15 protein-coding genes are annotated in these 17,377 nt (G+C 44.3%); 7 read left to right on the top strand and 8 right to left on the bottom strand.

Annotated elements, in window-relative coordinates:
- Window positions 1-9: 9 nt before the first annotated feature.
- Together PSI14_RS08650 and rarD are read left to right on the top strand one after the other, a co-directional pair.
- The gene (locus tag PSI14_RS08650) at window positions 10-552 is read left to right on the top strand and encodes a hypothetical protein (RefSeq protein WP_273575535.1); all 543 of its coding nucleotides are present in this window, start codon (window positions 10-12) and stop codon (window positions 550-552) included.
- A 361-nt stretch (window positions 553-913) separates the two neighbouring features.
- The gene (gene rarD, locus PSI14_RS08645; protein WP_273575534.1) at window positions 914-1,828 is read left to right on the top strand and encodes an EamA family transporter RarD; all 915 of its coding nucleotides are present in this window, start codon (window positions 914-916) and stop codon (window positions 1,826-1,828) included.
- Window positions 1,829-1,928: 100 nt separating this feature from the next.
- Here the strand turns inward: rarD and corA are convergent, their stop codons facing one another.
- From corA to lptM, 7 genes are all read right to left on the bottom strand, one after another.
- Window positions 1,929-2,879, bottom strand: coding sequence for a magnesium/cobalt transporter CorA (gene corA, locus PSI14_RS08640; RefSeq protein ID WP_273575533.1), 951 nt, complete (start codon window positions 2,877-2,879; stop codon window positions 1,929-1,931).
- Between the two features lie 88 nt (window positions 2,880-2,967).
- On the bottom strand, window positions 2,968-5,133 hold the full coding sequence (uvrD, locus tag PSI14_RS08635; protein WP_273575532.1) for a DNA helicase II: 2,166 nt from the start codon (window positions 5,131-5,133) through the stop codon (window positions 2,968-2,970).
- Between the two features lie 164 nt (window positions 5,134-5,297).
- On the bottom strand, window positions 5,298-6,014 hold the full coding sequence (gene yigB / locus PSI14_RS08630; protein WP_273575531.1) for a 5-amino-6-(5-phospho-D-ribitylamino)uracil phosphatase YigB: 717 nt from the start codon (window positions 6,012-6,014) through the stop codon (window positions 5,298-5,300).
- A complete protein-coding gene (gene xerC, locus PSI14_RS08625) occupies window positions 6,014-6,928 on the bottom strand; it encodes a tyrosine recombinase XerC (protein WP_273575530.1) in 915 nt (304 codons plus the stop codon). Before xerC ends, yigB begins: the two co-directional genes overlap by 1 nt.
- A complete protein-coding gene (locus PSI14_RS08620; protein ID WP_273575529.1) occupies window positions 6,925-7,629 on the bottom strand; it encodes a DUF484 domain-containing protein in 705 nt (234 codons plus the stop codon). Before PSI14_RS08620 ends, xerC begins: the two co-directional genes overlap by 4 nt.
- Before the next feature lie 49 nt (window positions 7,630-7,678).
- Window positions 7,679-8,503, bottom strand: coding sequence for a diaminopimelate epimerase (gene dapF, locus PSI14_RS08615; RefSeq protein WP_273575528.1), 825 nt, complete (start codon window positions 8,501-8,503; stop codon window positions 7,679-7,681).
- A gap of 37 nt (window positions 8,504-8,540) precedes the next feature.
- Window positions 8,541-8,738, bottom strand: coding sequence for an LPS translocon maturation chaperone LptM (lptM, locus tag PSI14_RS08610; RefSeq protein WP_273575654.1), 198 nt, complete (start codon window positions 8,736-8,738; stop codon window positions 8,541-8,543).
- 79 nt (window positions 8,739-8,817) lie between these two features.
- On the opposite strand from lptM, the gene cyaY reads away from it, so the two are divergent.
- On the top strand, window positions 8,818-9,138 hold the full coding sequence (gene cyaY, locus PSI14_RS08605; protein ID WP_273575527.1) for an iron donor protein CyaY: 321 nt from the start codon (window positions 8,818-8,820) through the stop codon (window positions 9,136-9,138).
- Between the two features lie 673 nt (window positions 9,139-9,811).
- Here cyaY and PSI14_RS08600 read toward each other — a convergent pair.
- Window positions 9,812-12,439: a class I adenylate cyclase gene (locus PSI14_RS08600; RefSeq protein ID WP_273575526.1), complete on the bottom strand. Its 2,628-nt coding sequence runs from the start codon at window positions 12,437-12,439 to the stop codon at window positions 9,812-9,814.
- A gap of 715 nt (window positions 12,440-13,154) precedes the next feature.
- On the opposite strand from PSI14_RS08600, the gene hemC reads away from it, so the two are divergent.
- Genes hemC through hemY form a run of 4 tightly spaced genes read left to right on the top strand, consistent with a single transcriptional unit; the run spans window position 13,155 to window position 17,276 of the window.
- Window positions 13,155-14,096: a hydroxymethylbilane synthase gene (hemC, locus tag PSI14_RS08595; RefSeq protein ID WP_273575525.1), complete on the top strand. Its 942-nt coding sequence runs from the start codon at window positions 13,155-13,157 to the stop codon at window positions 14,094-14,096.
- Entirely contained in the window at window positions 14,093-14,833 is a 741-nt protein-coding gene (gene hemD, locus PSI14_RS08590) for a uroporphyrinogen-III synthase (protein ID WP_273575524.1), read from the top strand. The genes hemC and hemD overlap by 4 nt, the downstream gene beginning before the upstream one ends.
- A gap of 20 nt (window positions 14,834-14,853) precedes the next feature.
- Entirely contained in the window at window positions 14,854-16,068 is a 1,215-nt protein-coding gene (hemX, locus tag PSI14_RS08585) for a uroporphyrinogen-III C-methyltransferase (RefSeq protein WP_273575523.1), read from the top strand.
- Between the two features lie 2 nt (window positions 16,069-16,070).
- On the top strand, window positions 16,071-17,276 hold the full coding sequence (hemY, locus tag PSI14_RS08580; protein WP_273575522.1) for a protoheme IX biogenesis protein HemY: 1,206 nt from the start codon (window positions 16,071-16,073) through the stop codon (window positions 17,274-17,276).
- Window positions 17,277-17,377 lie beyond the last annotated feature (101 nt).

Genomic DNA, 17,377 nt, shown 5'->3' with positions numbered 1-17,377 from the left:
ATTAATTCAATGCGATGCTTTAAAAAGAAAACTCATAAAACTCCCTATATAAGTGAACCTATACATTATGTTGAAGATATCGAAGTAGCATACCGTTGGGATAGTAGGCCTCCCGATGTAATACAGAAGGTTGGATTCCAAGGTTCAGGAAGGCTGTACTTTAATAATATTTTTGGTCATAGAACTGTTTTTGTTGCATCAGATGAAGAGGGCGCCGAATTTTACTTCAAAGAGCTTGAAAAAGGCATGTCAAAATATAGTTTATCTAACATATATTATCTATATAAAATTAATATATTAGGCATACCTGCTGTCCCCGTTTATGGAAATGAAAATAATTTTGGTTTTGCGCAAAAATTTGCTACCAGATCTCCTATTATTGAATCAAACATAGTGGATAAAGAGTATGCTACTCCAAGATTTTCATTGATTTCCCGGTTTTCCAATTATCTTTCCGGAAAAGCCAAGCATAATCATGAAATTCAACTTCTAGGGCCGATCTCACCGGATAGGATACGTTTTTTGTCTCAAAGAACCCTTCGAGAAAACTAAAAGAAATTTAATTATGAATAGTAGGTGAGCACTCTTCGCCCTCCCTTAGTACAATACTCACAAAGACATCTACAAAAACACCCATAAAAATGTTTACTTTTTAAACGATTACGATGCATGCAAAATTTGAGATGAAACAGGAACCAGATTGTATAAATATAGTTAACCATTTCACCCAATCACAATAATTTAGCGTAAAGTGCTATTTTGATGAGCAAAAAAATTTAATTTATTACTCATGCTATTAACTACTTGTAAATCATTCATCCCAATGACACATTGTATAGGTTTATGAGCTATCATCTTATTAACAAGCTCCTCTGATTTTTTTCTGAATACTCTCTAAACATCCAAGGATATTATGACTAACCAAAATACGACCCAAGGTATCCTATATGCCTTGGGGGCTTATCTTATTTGGGGTTTGGCTCCCATTTACTTCAAGGCCATACAATATGTGCCACCCGATGAAATCGTGTCACATCGCGTTATATGGTCAGCTTTCTTTATGGTACTGATGCTGATAGTGACTCGTCACTGGCGTCAGGTTTGGACTGTCGCCCGCCAACCTAAAATCCTACTGCTGTTAGGCATCACGGCTTTCACGATTACCAGTAACTGGCTGACTTATATTTGGGCGGTGAATAATAACCATCTGCTTGAAGCAAGTCTGGGGTATTTTATTAACCCTCTGGTAAGTGTACTGTTTGGCATGGTTTTTCTTGGTGAGCGCTTCCGTCGTATGCAGTGGATTGCAGTAGGATTGGCCTTTACTGGCGTACTGATCCAACTATGGCAATTTGGCTCTGTACCGGTGGTTGGTTTGTATTTAGCGACGACATTTGCTGTCTATGGGTTAATCCGCAAAAAACTGGGAGTGGATGCACAAACAGGTATGTTGATTGAGACAGTCTGGGTGTTCCCTGTCGCTCTGACTTACCTGCTGTTCTTCACCCATAGCCCGACAAGCAATATGCTGGATAATACGTACTCTTTGAACCTTATGCTGATTGCTGCCGGTATTATTACAACTGTGCCACTGTTGCTCTTTACCGTAGCAGCCGCGCATTTGCGATTGTCCACGCTGGGCTTTTTCCAATACCTTGGCCCAACATTGATGTTCTTGCTGGCAACACTGGTTTATGGCGAGGAAATAGGCCCCGATCGTTTGATCACTTTTGGCTTTATCTGGGCTGCATTGATTCTGTTTACGCTGGATGCGCTTTATACTCAACGCCGTTTGCGTAAAGCAGCCAGACACCCTGAAACGAGATAAGTCGCTATCATACGTTTGAACTGACCCAAAACATTATTAATAAATCGGGTCAGTTTTTCCGTTAAGTCGTGCGTGGTTTTATTGATAACTGATGAAATGACTACAGCCAGTTTTTTCGCTTGAAATAGAGATAAGGAGCCAAACCCGCTGCGATCATCAATCCAATGGCAGCAGGATAGCCGAATGTCCAGTCCAATTCCGGCATAAATTTGAAGTTCATACCATAGCTGGACGCTACCAACGTCGGTGGCAGGAATACTACAGAAACAACGGAGAAGATTTTGATAATGCGGCTTTGTTCAATGTTGATAAAGCCCATCGCCGCCTGCATCAAGAAGTTTACTTTCTGAAACAGGGATTCATTGTGCGGCAGCAAGGATTCAATATCCCGCAGGATTTCACGAGCCTGTTCCAATTGATTAGCAGGCAAACGGGCACGGCGCACAAGGAAGTTCAAGGCGCGTTGACTATCCATCAAACACAAGCGGACTTTCCAGCCAATATCTTCCTGCTCAGCAAGGTTAGATAAAGCAGAATCAAACTCATCTCCCTGCTTGCCTTCCATAATGACCCGGCTCAGGGATTCCAGCACGCTGTAGATATTTTCAATGACATCAGCCAATTGTTCGATTTTAGTTTCGAACAAGTCCAACAGCAGTTCATAGGCATTCCCGTCAACCATCGTCTGGTTACGGGCGCGCATTCGATATAATCGAAATGCAGGGAGTTCACGCTCTCGCAATGTGTAGAGACGACCGTCACGGATGGTAAATGCGACTGTCGAGTTGCCAGCATGGTCTTCGGCATCTTCAAAATAGAAGAATGAATGGACATGCATACCATCTTCATCTTCAAAAAAACGTGCCGATGCCTCAATGTCATCCAATTCAGTGCGGGTCGCCAAGACTTGTCCCAGCTCGTTCTGGACACGGAGGCGATCATTATCCCCCAGACCAACTAAATCTACCCACATGGAGTCAGATAACTTATCACCTTCTTCAAGTTCAAGACGGAGCAGGCGATTATTCTCTAATTTAAATGCGTTCAGCATGTACCATAAGTCTCCTTATACTCCCTACGCTTATCGTAAGGCGCGAATGTTACGCCCAGAAGAAAAAGCCTGTCAACATTCGACCGGATTATTGGCCCGTTTCGAGTCTGGCATAAGCGGCCACCAGCCACTTAATTCCTTCATCTTGAAACGCAATTTGCAAACGGCAATGCTCCCCACTGCCTTCTATATTGATAATCGTCCCTTCACCAAATTTGGGATGGCGTACACGCTGTCCAAGTGCGTAACCACTATCGTTGGCGCTGATAGGCGTGCCCAGCCGTTTGTGACTGACCGGACGGGATACCGTTGCTCGCAGGCGAACTTCTGCCACGCACTCCGTCGGTAGTTCCCCAATAAAACGAGATGGACGGTGATTCACTTCCTTACCGTATAAACGACGACTTTCTGCATAAGTCAGTGTCAGTTTTTCCATCGCTCGGGTAACCCCGACATAGGCCAAGCGGCGCTCTTCTTCCAATCGGCCGCCTTCTTCAATGGACATCTGACTCGGAAACATGCCCTCTTCCATGCCCACAATAAAGACTTGCGGGAATTCCAGACCTTTCGCTGAATGCAGTGTCATCAATTGCACGGCATCCTGATAAGCATCCGCCTGACCTTCTCCTGATTCAAGCGCAGCATGGGAAAGAAAAGCCTGCAACGGCAACAGGTTTTCGTCTTCATCCTGATAGCTGAATTGGCGGGTTGCTGTGACTAATTCTTCCAGGTTTTCGATACGCGCCTGTGCCTTTTCGCCTTTTTCCTGTTGATACATCGCCCATAGGCCAGAATCACGGATAATGCGATCGGTCTGCACATGCAATGGCATTTCGTGCGTTTCCGTTTCCAACGCTTCAATCAGTTCAATGAAGCGCTGCAATGCGGATGCCGCACGACCAGCCAGCACTTTTTCTTGTATCAATAACAGGCTACTTTCCCACAAGGTTTTTTGCTGATCACGCGCCATTTGGCGCACAACATCAAGTGTTCTGTCACCAATACCACGTGTTGGTGTATTCACCACACGTTCAAAGGCAGCATCATCGTGACGGTTTGTCACCAAACGAAGGTAAGACAAGGCATCTTTGATTTCCTGACGTTCGAAGAAACGCTGACCACCATAAATGCGGTAAGGCATGGAAACCTGCAATAAGGCTTCTTCCAAGACTCGAGATTGGGCATTGCTGCGATACAGGATCGCACACTCTTTCAGTGCGCCGCCATTATCCAGCCAATGCTTGATACGACCGACAACATAACGAGATTCATCCAGTTCATTGAAGGCGCAGTAAAGTGAAATCGGCTCTCCTTCACTCCCTTCTGTCCACAAATTTTTGCCCAAACGATCACTGTTGTGGGCAATCAGGGCATTTGCAGCCTTGAGGATATTACTGGTCGAACGATAGTTCTGTTCCAGACGGATTGTCTCCGCTCCCGGAAAGTCCTTGAGAAAGCGCTGGATATTTTCTACCTGAGCGCCACGCCAGCCATAAATGGACTGATCATCATCCCCGACAATGATAACTTTTCCACTCTCGCCAGCCAGAAGACGAATCCAAGCGTATTGAATACTGTTAGTATCCTGAAATTCATCCACCAGAATATTAGTGAAGCGTTCACGATAATGTTGCAGGATCTGTGGCTTGTTCAGCCAAAGTTCATGGGCGCGTAGCAACAATTCGGCAAAATCCACCAACCCGGCTCGGTCACACGCCTCCTGATAGGCCTGATAGATTTTCAGCCACGTCGCTTCTACCGGATTGCCATAGCTTTCAATGTGCTGTGGACGCAAACCTTCATCTTTTTTGCCATTGATGTACCACATCCCCTGACGGGCCGGCCACTGTTTGTCATCCAGATTCATCGCCTTAACGATACGTTTGATAAGACGGTGCTGATCTTCGCTATCAAGGATCTGAAAATCCTGCGGTAAATTGGCATCAAGGTGATGGGCACGCAACAAGCGGTGTGCAAGGCTGTGGAACGTACCGATCCACATTCCGCCCTGACTGGTGCCAATCAGGTTTTCAATTCGATGCCGCATCTCAGCAGCAGCTTTATTGGTAAATGTGACCGCCATGATAGAAAACGGAGAGGCATTTTCAACTGACAGTAACCAAGCGATCCGGTGAACCAGCACGCGCGTTTTACCACTGCCAGCACCAGCCAGCACCAGCATGTTACTGCGGGATGCCGCGACCGCTTCGCGTTGTTTATCATTGAGACTTTCGAGCAGATAAGAAACGTCCATAATTACCATCAGTTGTTAGCAATGACTTATTTTTATTCATCATCAGGTTTTGTAATAACTGGATTTTGTAATAACTGGTTCTTGTAATAATCCAGCGTTACAACACCCCTATTCTGTAGGATAAATAAGCAAAGCTGTTTTTTTATATAGATTGCAAGCTGAAATTATATCAGTGCTATCAAAGAAGCCAAATCAGAAATCTCAACATGTGGCACCAGACGTCCTTCAGGTTCCCGCATCAAGTCTTTATTTTCGATGTTGAGCCAACAAGCCTGCATACCGCTGCAAAGTGCCCCTTCTACATCCGTATTCAGGTTATCTCCCACATGCAGGATCTGATTTATAGGCAAATTCAGGCGCTCAGCCGCCAAGTGGTACATATCAGGCCAAGGCTTGGAACGCCCATTAACGCCAGCTTTCAAGACAAACTCAAAATAAGGCGCAAGCCCACATGCGGCAGGTTCAGCGTTTCCATTGGTAATTGCCACCAACGGCATTTTTGCTGCCAATACGGTTAAAGCCTTATGGGTAGATTCCGGAACCGCGATTTGGTTACGCCAGTACGTAAAGCAAGACATAAGTTCATCCGTGCCACGTACTGTCTCTTCATGATTGAAGCCATGGTGGGTAAACATGAGTTCTGCGGACTGTCGGCGCCATGATGTGACATCATGGTAAATATCCGGCTCCCGTTCAAGGACGGTCTGACGGTATAAATGCAGATCTTCATGCCCAAAGTGATCGAATCTGGCGTCGTACTGCCTGATAAAACACAATACTTCTTTTTCGGTTCTATCGATTACAGGATAATTATCGTAAAGCGTATCATCCAGATCGAATGTCATCGCAGCAAACGGCGCGAGAGGCCGATAAAAACGCATTATGATTTCCCTCGTTTAGCTCTGGGGTGGGCCACATCATAGACTTTGGTCAAATGTTGAAAATCCAAATGGGTATAGATCTGAGTCGTCGACAGATTCGCATGACCAAGTAATTCCTGCACTGCACGCAGATCACCGCTGGACTCAAGAATATGTGTGGCAAAAGAGTGACGCAATTTATGGGGATTGATGTGGCTGTTAACGCCTTGTCGAATCCCCCACTGTTCAAATCGTTTCTGTACGTTACGGGCAGAGATACGTTTCCCGCTCTTGCTGGAAATGAAAACCGCATCATTTTCCGGCTCAAACAATTCCCGCATTTCCAGCCAACGCCGGAGCCATTCCTGAGCCATGCGACCAAACGGTACTTTGCGCTCTTTGCTGCCCTTACCATGTACCCAGACTTCCCCCCCCTCCAAATCCAAGTGGCGACAATCAAGGCCCACCAGCTCAGATAAACGCAAACCCGCTCCATACATGACTTCCAGCATGGTTCTGTCGCGCACTGACAGAGGGTCATTCAAATTAATATTGAGCAGCTGGCTAACTTCGTCCACATCCATATTTTTAGGTAAGTGGCGTTTTTTACGGGGAGCACTGACTGTTTTAGCAGGATTGGCAGCCAATTTCTTCTGCATCACCATCCAGTCAAGAAAGCTACGCAAAGAAGAGAGGCGCAGGGCAAGGCTGGCGGACTGCAACCCAGCGCGACGACTCCGGGAGGCAAACATTCTGACTTTCGCAGGATCTAGTTCCTGCCACTCACGTATTTCCATCTCCAGTGACATTTTCGCCAACACCGCCAAATGGCGTCGATAGTTCGTGATCGTGACGGGGCTTAAACGCCGCTCAACCCGCAAATAGTGTAAAAAGTCTTCCACAGGCGCTAGCAGTAAATCAATCGGCTGAGTCATGCGCGTTCAATCCAACGGGACAATAAGCCCGGCAACAGCTTAGCTAACTGGTCGAGAATGTTAGTTCCCATGTCTTCGTGATAGTGCTGTTTATCATGGCTATTGAAAATCACCATGCCCAAATCCCCCTGCGATCCTAAAAGGGAAATCGCCACTGAACCAACATGGCGTGCCTGTGGCATCAACAATAAAATCTCTGGGCCGTGCAATCGACCAAGATAATGATTCTTTTCACCAAATCGCTTAATGCGGACGGATTCAAAAGCATAACGGGAAATAGCCAGCTCCGGCGAATTCAGTGGTGCGCCAAGATGCCATTTATCACTGAACAACCGAATATAACTGTTACTCAACCCCAGTGTTTTTGACCATGAACTCAGGCAGGAAAGAAAGCTCTGCAAACTCTTGGCACCAGAAAGATCTGACAGCAATTGCAATAAGCTGCTGAACAGCACTTCATTCTGTTTCGCCTGCTCAACCAAATGGTTCAGATCATCTTCCAAATAACAGATGCGATTCCTCTGGCGGTTCATATGCCATTCCATCAAGGAGACACATTCCCGCACCGGATGGGGAACCCTGATCTTATCGACCATATTGGCATTACGGATAAAAAAATCTGGATTATTCAACAAATAATCCACTACCGCTTGGTCATTCAATCTGTTTTCGATGTGCAATGGATCGTTTTTTTTATCCATTTTCCAATGCCCCATATTTTCAAGAGTGACTCAGTAAACACAGAATCCATCACAAATGAATCGTACCATCATAAACGTGGCTTGCAGGCCCAGTCATAAAAAGTGGTTTGCCCGATCCATCCCAGCGAATTTGCAATGTCCCCCCCGGAAGATCAACCCGAACCTGCTTATCCAGCAGATTCTGCTGAATACCAACGGCTACTGCGGCACATGCGCCACTGCCACAGGCCCGTGTCTCACCTGCACCACGCTCAAAGACACGCAATCGAATATGTTCCCGATTGATGATTTGCATGAAACCAATATTAGCCCGTTCAGGAAAACGTTCATGGCCTTCCAGCACTGGTCCCAATACTTCCACTTCGGCAGTGTCTACATCTTCAACCTGTATGACACAGTGAGGGTTTCCCATCGACACAACGCCACAAAGCACCGTACGTTCGATGGCACGGATAATGTAGGTTTTCTCAGCCTTATTGGCACGAAAGGGAACCCGCTGCGGCTCAAAGTCCGGCTCTCCCATGTTCACACAAACTTGATCATCATTTGTGATGCTCAATACCATCCGACCGGCCTGCGTACTGACCTTGATATCACGTTTATTAGTCAGCCCCTTGAGGCGGACAAAACGGGCAAAGCAACGCGCTCCATTGCCACACTGAGAAACTTCACTGCCATCAGAATTAAAAATGCGGTAGTGAAAGTCTAAGTCAGGATCATAGGGCGCTTCAACAATCAAGAGTTGATCAAAACCCACCCCAGTATTCCGGTTAGCCAGACGGCAAATTAACTCCGGAGAAAAATAAACATTTTGGGTCACTGCATCAACAACCATAAAGTCATTGCCAAGACCATGCATTTTGGAGAACTGCATATACGACTCCAAGAGAAATCATATTACCGAATCACTATCATGCATCCATTGATATATTGTCTTTTAATAAACTGTTTTTTGACAATTTTTCTGGCTGCGCCTTATCCGCTTTGTGCATAGGTGCCTGTGTCGCAGATGTTTCCACAGGGGGAAAATAGAGAGGTCCTTTCAAGCCACAACCTGCCAGAGAAAGTAATGTTATGATAGCCAGTGACCAATGGAGTTGTTTTTTCATCATATTAATGCCTGTGATTCATGCGCCAATACTCTCTATAATCGCAGCTAGGCCCTGAAAAGCAAATAGGAAAATAAACATGAACGATAGCGAATTTCATCAATTGGCCGATCAATTGATGCTTCATCTTGAAGAGCAACTGGATAATTACGATGGGGATTCGGATATTGACTATGAAACAAACGGTGGGGTGATGACGCTGAGTTTTGAAAACGGCAGCAAAATCATTATCAACCGCCAAGAGCCTTTCCATCAGATATGGCTGGCAACCAAAAGTGGTGGTTACCATTTTGATTATCGGGATAGCCAGTGGATTTGTGACCGTAGTGGTAATGATTTTCTTTCCATGCTGGCACAAGCCATGACTGAACAGAGCGGTGAACCATTCCAACTTTCGTGAATATCTTTCACACACCTTATAAAAACAATTACCCAGTAGAAATAAGCGCCTAATAAAATAGGCGCTGAAAGTGCTGGGAATATATAGTTGAAGAGGGGAAAATAAAATAAATCCACTGATTGATAAAAAACAATGGACATCCTACCTAGCGGTCGTGCATTGCATATACCGTCTAATTCATCTAATACCAAAAAAGTTTAATGAATAGATAAGTAGTGTTGGAAAAAAGACATGAACTAAAAAGAAAATAATAGAAGCCAATAACGATAATATTAGCGTTTTTTTCAGGTTTTTGTCTAAGATAAAAAAATAACTAACCATCGCAAATAATGGAAAAAAAACAATAATGTCAATTAGCCTTAATAAGAGGAAGATCATTTACCAATCCTTTGTTGAAACATTTCTCCTTTTAACTCTACAATAAATTTAACTAATTTTGAAGTTTCATAAGTTGGGATTTTTATTGATATCTTTGGTAACAGGCTACCATATGTTTTTATAACTCATTGAAATTATAGACCGTTAATAAATTGCAATTGTTAGTCATCAAAATAGTGGCTTGCAACACAATTATCAATTATTTTCAATTAATTTTGTTGGATTCCAGCCTTCGTGGCCTGAGCGCCTGATAAAATAGGCGCTTAAGTTAATGTGTTGGATACAATCACGTTTATCAATAATGATACAGCGAGCGATAAGACGTATGCGCCCCGCATGTTTCATTTAATTGTCCATCAACAAATTGCCCATCAACATCAAGCCTGACATCATTCGTTTCTAGATTATCCAATGGGAACACTCCATCTATAAATGGAGTAACATGGGTGCGCTCGCCTTTCTTAACGATTTGATAGAACTGCGGCAGGTTGAAGTTGATAAAACTGGAGCCATAAGTAAAACGATCATGCGATGATGAATAAAATCGGCTGATATCTCGCACTAATTCTTCTTTGCTGCCTTCACAATGAGAATAAATTTCCACCCGGTTCGATTCATCAAGAATATAAATATTGAATCCTTGTTCCTCTTCGATATCCTCGAAAAAAAACTGAATCATTCCTTCACAGGCAAAGCCGTCTATTACAGGCGGTAAGTGCTTTTCTTTGTTATCAATTTTGACAGGCAAACCATGCAATTTGGTATTGGAAATCGCACCATAGAATTCCACTGCGTTTTCCAATTTTTGCACCGAAACATTGAGCCGCTCGAAGAATAGCCCCCATGTTTGCCCTGAAATTCGTAACGCTTTGAAACGATTTGGATCTTGTCGGTTGCTGGACAGGCGCAACTCTATACATTCCGACACTAATTGCTGGATACGTGTACAAATCAACCCACGCAAATGTTCGCTATAACAAAATACTTCAACGTCAGATGGCGGCGCTGCATCTTGATGCATTTTACCCAATATGGTCTTCAATGCTTCCAGTACCGACTGTTCCCCACTGAAATGTAAGGTTCTCACTTCATTCCATGAATTGCGATAAAGCAAATCGATGCTACCTACCAGACATTGCTGCGACTCACCAAAACTGAAAACATTCAGGTTTCTTAAATCAAAATGCACAACTTGATTGGAAAATGCAGTTGTTGGATCTTGCTCTAAATTAACAATGATCGCCAAGTGACGGATTTCACAAGGGCTGTATAACGCTTTTGGTGTGGGTGCAGATAAGCGGATCGGGAAATGAGTAGCAATGTCATCCATCAAATCACACAGTTTCTGCCTGTCACACTGAGATCTCCCGTGATGCATATGAAGCCGGGTTTCTTTGGTCAGCAGGCCATTGAAATAAGTCCAGGAAACTAATTTATTCAGATAACGATTGTATTCCAATGGTTGGTGACCAACGATTGATTCGATCGTTGGGGCATGGTTGTAAAGATACCAGCCACTGCGGTTTACCCGCCCCGGAGGAACATAAATGAAGGTCAGATCCTTTTCTGACAAATCAGGTGATATCTGAGGATTCACCAGAGTCACTTTACCGGGCAATGCTTCAAAAGCTGCATACAATTTACGGGTTAATACACCAATATCTTGCGGACTGGCACTCACACTTAAATTATTACGGCGGGCAAAGCGGATTAGATTGCGATAACTTTGCATCATGGTATCAAGCAATTCATTATGAGCATCACGCACCTGCTCAATTTTCCATGAGTTACGATTATCCAGCATGGCCAGTTTACTCTTATCCCAGCCCCATTCACGCACCAACTGGGATATAACCTGACGACGCCAGCCTATACAGCCTTTGTCATCTTGGCTTTCCAGTAATTTTTCGCATACCTTCAGGTAAAAACAACGACGCGCCAAATCAAGGCGCGTAAGATCGTTCGTGGCAGTAAGATAACGAGTTACACGCTCCAGCATCATGCTATAGGCATCAAGGCCAAAGGAAACAATCGAGCCGTCATGAAAATATTGCTTCATTTCCATCGCCAGAAGTTTTCCATTGGGATATTCCCATGAATAAGCTTCCAACAGCAGGCTTTTCAATACTGCCTTATAAGGAGAGTCCACGCTCTTGTAAAGCTGCCAGAGACTCGCCCCAAAATATTCTTCTGCGGACAATTCACCCAAGCCGCCCAAATCCAACCATTCATTTGGCGTCAATACCCCTTGGGCATAGAGAGAAAGGACATATTCATCATAATGCGCTTCCTCTTCCACTGGAACCATTGCCCATAGCAAGCGTTTACCCGCCATGCAGACCGCTGTGCGATAAAATTCATCAAGCAGAAGGATATGTTGGGTAGAACCACAGTCTTCACCATTCAAACTGCCACAGGCATTATGTCGAAAACGGTTTTCATCAATCAGAAAAAAAGTCACCTCAATTCCCAGCGAGGACGCCCACCCTTCTATCAAGGCACATTTTTGTTCCAGCAAGGCTTTCTCATCGCTATCCAACCAAGATTGATGACAAACCCAGACATCTACGTCAGAAGAACAACTTTGCCCTATAGAAGAGGTACTACCCATGGAGTAAATCCCCGTAATCGGCAATTCACCATTGGGGATATGTGAGGATATATCTGGCAAGACATCAATAAGCTGACTGCCCAGTGCATTAATCCAAAACTGTTGTGATTCATCAGGCATAAAAAAGCAAACGCCATGAGGAACACCATTTTTGATATAGCCCGGCATCATTGGATGATTATGATGTAATAATACTGGAATTAAACTATAAACTTGCTTGAAAGCGTCTCCCATTAAGCTGGTGGCGCGTTCTAATCTAAGTTGGTTAATTGCATCCAGTCGCTGCTTCAGCGTTTCAATATAGAGATACAAGAGTTTCGCCTGATATCAGTTCCAGTGCCTAAAGTAGTCCCCTGTTTCCGATCATGCGTGGTATTACAAGATTATTTAAAATAATTTTTACAAACTTATTGTCGGAAACGTGATCAATCTAACACCTTGCAGTCAAAGCGTAAAGTACGCATTAACATTTTTTTCCTTGCCATGCAATAGCCAAATCACATTTAACTCTTTGTAAAATATTAAGTTAATCACGAAATAGACATAATAATATGTTTTTTAAGAATCACTTTTATAGTTGATTATTTTTCATATCGTAGATGTAAAGAATCGAAAATACATCAGCCTCCCATAATTATTTCAATCTAGTCATATTTTATTATTGTTAAATATTTTCACTACTTTTTATCAGTAGTCTAAACATAAATGTCAATTTGCTTTTAAATCAATCTATTTGTTTATTTTCTCCATTCAAATAAAATATTATTTTAATATTTAAAAATTATTTTTATCTTATAACCTGTATATCCATATACTATTTCGATTTTTTCTGGTTTTTTCGTAACTGGAAAAAAAATCATTGAAATGTTAAAACTGACACCATTTCTCGCTAATTGGTAACTAACCAGTAGCTAAAAGCTATGACTCCCAATCAACGTCAAATTGCCTAGTAGGCAATCAAAGCAACAAATTGAAAGGGAATGGGTTAAAAACCATTAGTTAATACGACTATCCAATATACTTATCCATGACAATGAAAATCATTCGCATCGCTACCCGCCAAAGCCCGTTGGCTATGTGGCAAGCGCAATATGTTCAAAAACAACTGAAACACTTTCATCCAGACCTGCAAGTAGAGCTGGTTCCAATGGTTACACGCGGCGATATTATCCTTGATACGCCATTGGCAAAGGTGGGAGGAAAGGGGCTATTTGTGAAGGAATTGGAGCTGGCTCTGCTGGAAAAGCGGGCTGATATCGCCGTCCACTCCATGAAAGATGTTCCCGTCGAATTTCCTGATGGTTTGGGGTTGGTCACAATCTGCGAACGGGATGATCCACGGGACGCTTTTGTTTCAGTAGAATACGCCTCGCTCAATGACCTACCCGCTGGCAGTGTTGTTGGTACATCCAGTTTACGCCGCCAATGCCAAATCCGTCAGCTACATCCCGATCTTGTGGTTCGTGACTTGCGCGGGAATGTTGGTACCCGTCTGAGCAAGCTCGATAACGGCGATTATGATGCCATTATTCTTGCAACTGCTGGCCTGAAACGGCTTGGGCTGGAAGAACGCATTCGTATGCCATTAGAACCAGAATTATTGCTGCCAGCCGTCGGTCAAGGGGCGGTAGGTATTGAGTGTCGGCTCGACGATTATCAAACCCGTGAGCTGCTGTCCCCCTTGAACCATGCAAGAACAGAAGTCTGCGTTCTCGCAGAACGAGCCATGAATACCCGTCTTGAAGGAGGCTGTCAGGTACCGATTGGCAGTTATGCCATCTGGCAGGAAGACAACATTTGGCTACGTGCACTGGTCGGCGCTCCTGATGGCACGGTGATTGTGCGTGGTGAAAGAGTGGTATCACCAAAAGAAGCCCGCCAAGCTGGTATTGCATTGGCGGAAGAGTTATTGGAGAAAGGCGCACGCCAGATTCTGGCTAGCGTATACCAGAGGAATTCACCGGAATGAGCATTTTGATCACCCGCCCTGCCCCCGCAGGAGAGGAATTGGTCAAGCGGCTGCGAGATATTGGAAAATCAGCCTTCAGCGCCCCTCTCATCGAAATTCACCCGGGGGCAGGTTTGCCATTACTGTCACAAAAACTGCAACGGCTATCTGCGGGAGATCTGGTTTTTCTATTATCAAAAAATGCCGTCCATTATGCGAATAAGCAGCTTACTCAAGAAGGCCAGTTATGGCCTGATCAGCTATCTTATTATGGTATCGGTAAATCAACTTCCCTGATGTTTCACCAATACACAGGGCTGGAAATTCTCTGCCCAGAGCAAGGTGAAACCAGTGAAGATCTACTGCAACTCTCCACGTTACAGAAAATGAGCAATAAAAAGATTTTATTGCTCCGCGGCAACGGTGGCCGCGAAATAATTGCCTCGACATTAAGGATTCGGAGAGGTGAAGTAGATTACTGTGAATGTTATTCACGCCAGCCAGTCAAATATGATGCAGCCGATTTCAGCCGTCACTGGCAACAATGTGATATAAAAACCATCGTTGTAACAAGTGGCGAAATGCTGCAACTGTTATATAACTTAGTAACTCATAGCGATGGAAAAGCGTGGTTATTAGGTTGCGACCTGATTGTGGTCAGCGAGCGCCTTGCTAATATCGCCCAGACATTGGGCTGGCAAGCAATAAAAGTCGCTAAGAGTGCAGATAATGACGCCTTAATCCAGGCGCTGGAATAAATTAATATGGGATGTCCATTATGACGGAACAAAAGCAATCCACTGATGCTGTTGAGACGAAACACCCTCAGCAGCCTGCAACGCCTCCCCATAAGCCCAAGAGTTATGGATGGGTGGGCAATACACTCTCAATTGCCATTTCGCTGGCGATAGGTGTTGGTGTTCTTTATCTTTATTATCATGGCCAACAGCAAAATGCGGAATTAAGGGCTAAAAATCTCGCGCTTCAACAAGAAGTTACCTCTCTGACACAACAGCAATCTGCCGATAAACAAAGCCTTGATGCCAAACTCCAAAATATGGGGGCTTCCTTACAACAAGCCAGCTCACAAGGCCAATTGCTGGATAACCGCATATCTGATCTTCAAAACCGTATTTCAGCGTTTTCAAATACTGATATCGAAAACTGGCGACTGGCACAGGCAAGCTCTCTCGTTAAGATGGCTGGCCGCAAAGTATGGAGTGAACAGGATATCACCACTGCCATCGCCTTGCTGAAAGATGCTGATCAGAATCTCGCTGAAATGGATGATCCCAGTCTGCGCTATGCCCGTGAAGCTATCATGACTGATATTGATTCTCTGACCAAAATCAAACAAATTGATTTAGATGGCATTATCTTGATGCTGAATCAGCTATCAAATCAAATCGATAACTTGCACCTCGCCAATAAAGTAGAACAAGCCACATCGAAGAAGGCAAACAGTCATGAAATCACGGCTTCGCTCTCTGATTGGCGTCAAAACCTAAGCAATAGCTGGCACAGTTTTATGGATAATTTCATTACCATTACCCCGCGTGATAACAGCAAAGAGCCGCTGTTGGCACCCAATCAGGGCGTTTACCTCCGCGAGAACATTCGCTCAAAACTGTTGATTGCTGCGCAGGCGGTTCCGCGCCATCAGGTTAAAATTTATCAGGGCGCATTAGAAGATGTTCAATCTTGGGTGAAGGCCTATTTTGATACCTCCAATCCGGATGCAGAAAACTTTTTAGAAAATGTTGATTCACTGAAAAAGAGACCGCTTTCGATTGATGTACCTGAACAACTGAGCAGCCAGCCAATATTGGCAGAGCTAGTACGTAAGCGTATCTACAATTTACCGCATTCCGCGCAGTCATCTAATTCTAAGCAATCCCAAACTGGTGCCCAACCAGAAACACAGCCTGAAGCTCAATCACTGTCAACAACAGACACAGCCGATCAGGCAAAAACATCCGCTGAGGAGATCTGAACATGCTAAAAGTATTATTGCTGTTCATTGTCCTTATTGTCGGGATCGTACTTGGCCCCTTGATGTCCGGCCATCAAGGGTATGTTTTGATCCAGACGGATAAAAACAATATCACCACCAGCATCACCGGGCTGGTGATCATCTTCCTGCTACTGCAATTCCTGCTGATTTTCATCGGTTGGTGTTATCGTCGGTTAAAGCGCACCAGCACGTCCACCCACAGCTGGATCTTTGGGGGATATAAACGCAATCGTGCTCGTTCACAGACTAAGCAAGCGTTGCTGAAACTCGCCGAAGGGGATTTCAAGCAAGTTGAGCGTTTGATGACCCGCAACGCAAACCATGCAGAATATCCTGTCGTAAACTATTTGCTGGCAGCCGAAGCCGCTCAGCGACGCGGTGATTATTTTCACACTAGCCAATATATTGAACAAGCGGCGGAAGTTGCTGATAAAGACCAGCTACCCGTTGATATTACCCGCGTCCGTATCCAATTAGCTCAAGGTGAAATTTATGCCGCACGCGAGGGCGTAGATAAATTACTGGATCATGCTCCTCGTCACCCTGAAGTGTTGCGATTGGCTGAACAGGCTTATTCTCTTTCAGGTAATTATCAATCTCTGATTGATATCTTGCCTTCTATGCTGAAAGTTAATCTGCACAATGAAGAAGAAATCCTTAAATTGCGCCAGCAAGCCTATATCGGATTAATGAATCAGGTTATAGCAGAGAAAGGTGACACTGGGCTGAAAGTATGGTGGAAAGATCAAAGCCGCAGGATTCGCAATGATATTGTGCTGCAAGTCGCAATGGCCGAGCATTTGATTGAATGTGATGATCACGAGACTGCTCAGCAAATCATTTTAAATGGATTAAAACAGCAGTACGACGAACGTTTCCTGCTATTAATTCCACATCTTCAGACAAGCGATTATGAAGCCATACAAAAAATGCTCTCTCAGCTATTAAAGCAACATGGTGCAACTCCATTGCTCAATAGTACACTGGGACAGGTTGCCTTGCGCCATGGTGAGTGGGCGAACGCTGAGTCGGCATTTAAAGCCGCTCTTGTGCAGCGACCGGATGCCCATGATTATGCATGGCTTGCCGATGCATTGGACAGATTGCAAAAACGTGAAGAAGCCAACCAAACCCGTAGCAAAGGCTTTATGCTGACCTTGAAGCGTGATAATGCCACTGAAGCATAAAAGCACATGACTTCACCCCTCAGTTAACGATGATATATGTATGGATGCCATTGAATCGCTAACTGAGGTGCATGACATAAAATATCAATTTTTCTACAGAC

The organism is Xenorhabdus anantnagensis (assembly GCF_028598555.1).
GTDB lineage: Bacteria > Pseudomonadota > Gammaproteobacteria > Enterobacterales > Enterobacteriaceae > Xenorhabdus > Xenorhabdus anantnagensis.
Note: the sequence above shows the minus strand (reverse complement) of the source record. Positions and strands in the feature narration are given on the sequence as shown.

Bases quoted from the DNA above. Each gene is read 5' to 3' on its own strand.
- hemX (WP_273575523.1), top strand. From the start codon at position 14,854: ATGACGGAACAAAAGCAATCCACTGATGCTGTTGAGACGAAACACCCT.
- dapF (WP_273575528.1), bottom strand. From the start codon at position 8,503: ATGCAGTTCTCCAAAATGCATGGTCTTGGCAATGACTTTATGGTTGTT.
- rarD (WP_273575534.1), top strand. From the start codon at position 914: ATGACTAACCAAAATACGACCCAAGGTATCCTATATGCCTTGGGGGCT.
- cyaY (WP_273575527.1), top strand. From the start codon at position 8,818: ATGAACGATAGCGAATTTCATCAATTGGCCGATCAATTGATGCTTCAT.
- yigB (WP_273575531.1), bottom strand. From the start codon at position 6,014: ATGCGTTTTTATCGGCCTCTCGCGCCGTTTGCTGCGATGACATTCGAT.
- lptM (WP_273575654.1), bottom strand. From the start codon at position 8,738: ATGAAAAAACAACTCCATTGGTCACTGGCTATCATAACATTACTTTCT.
- PSI14_RS08650 (WP_273575535.1), top strand. From the start codon at position 10: ATGCGATGCTTTAAAAAGAAAACTCATAAAACTCCCTATATAAGTGAA.
- hemY (WP_273575522.1), top strand. From the start codon at position 16,071: ATGCTAAAAGTATTATTGCTGTTCATTGTCCTTATTGTCGGGATCGTA.
- hemD (WP_273575524.1), top strand. From the start codon at position 14,093: ATGAGCATTTTGATCACCCGCCCTGCCCCCGCAGGAGAGGAATTGGTC.
- hemC (WP_273575525.1), top strand. From the start codon at position 13,155: ATGACAATGAAAATCATTCGCATCGCTACCCGCCAAAGCCCGTTGGCT.
- xerC (WP_273575530.1), bottom strand. From the start codon at position 6,928: ATGACTCAGCCGATTGATTTACTGCTAGCGCCTGTGGAAGACTTTTTA.
- PSI14_RS08620 (WP_273575529.1), bottom strand. From the start codon at position 7,629: ATGGATAAAAAAAACGATCCATTGCACATCGAAAACAGATTGAATGAC.
- uvrD (WP_273575532.1), bottom strand. From the start codon at position 5,133: ATGGACGTTTCTTATCTGCTCGAAAGTCTCAATGATAAACAACGCGAA.
- corA (WP_273575533.1), bottom strand. From the start codon at position 2,879: ATGCTGAACGCATTTAAATTAGAGAATAATCGCCTGCTCCGTCTTGAA.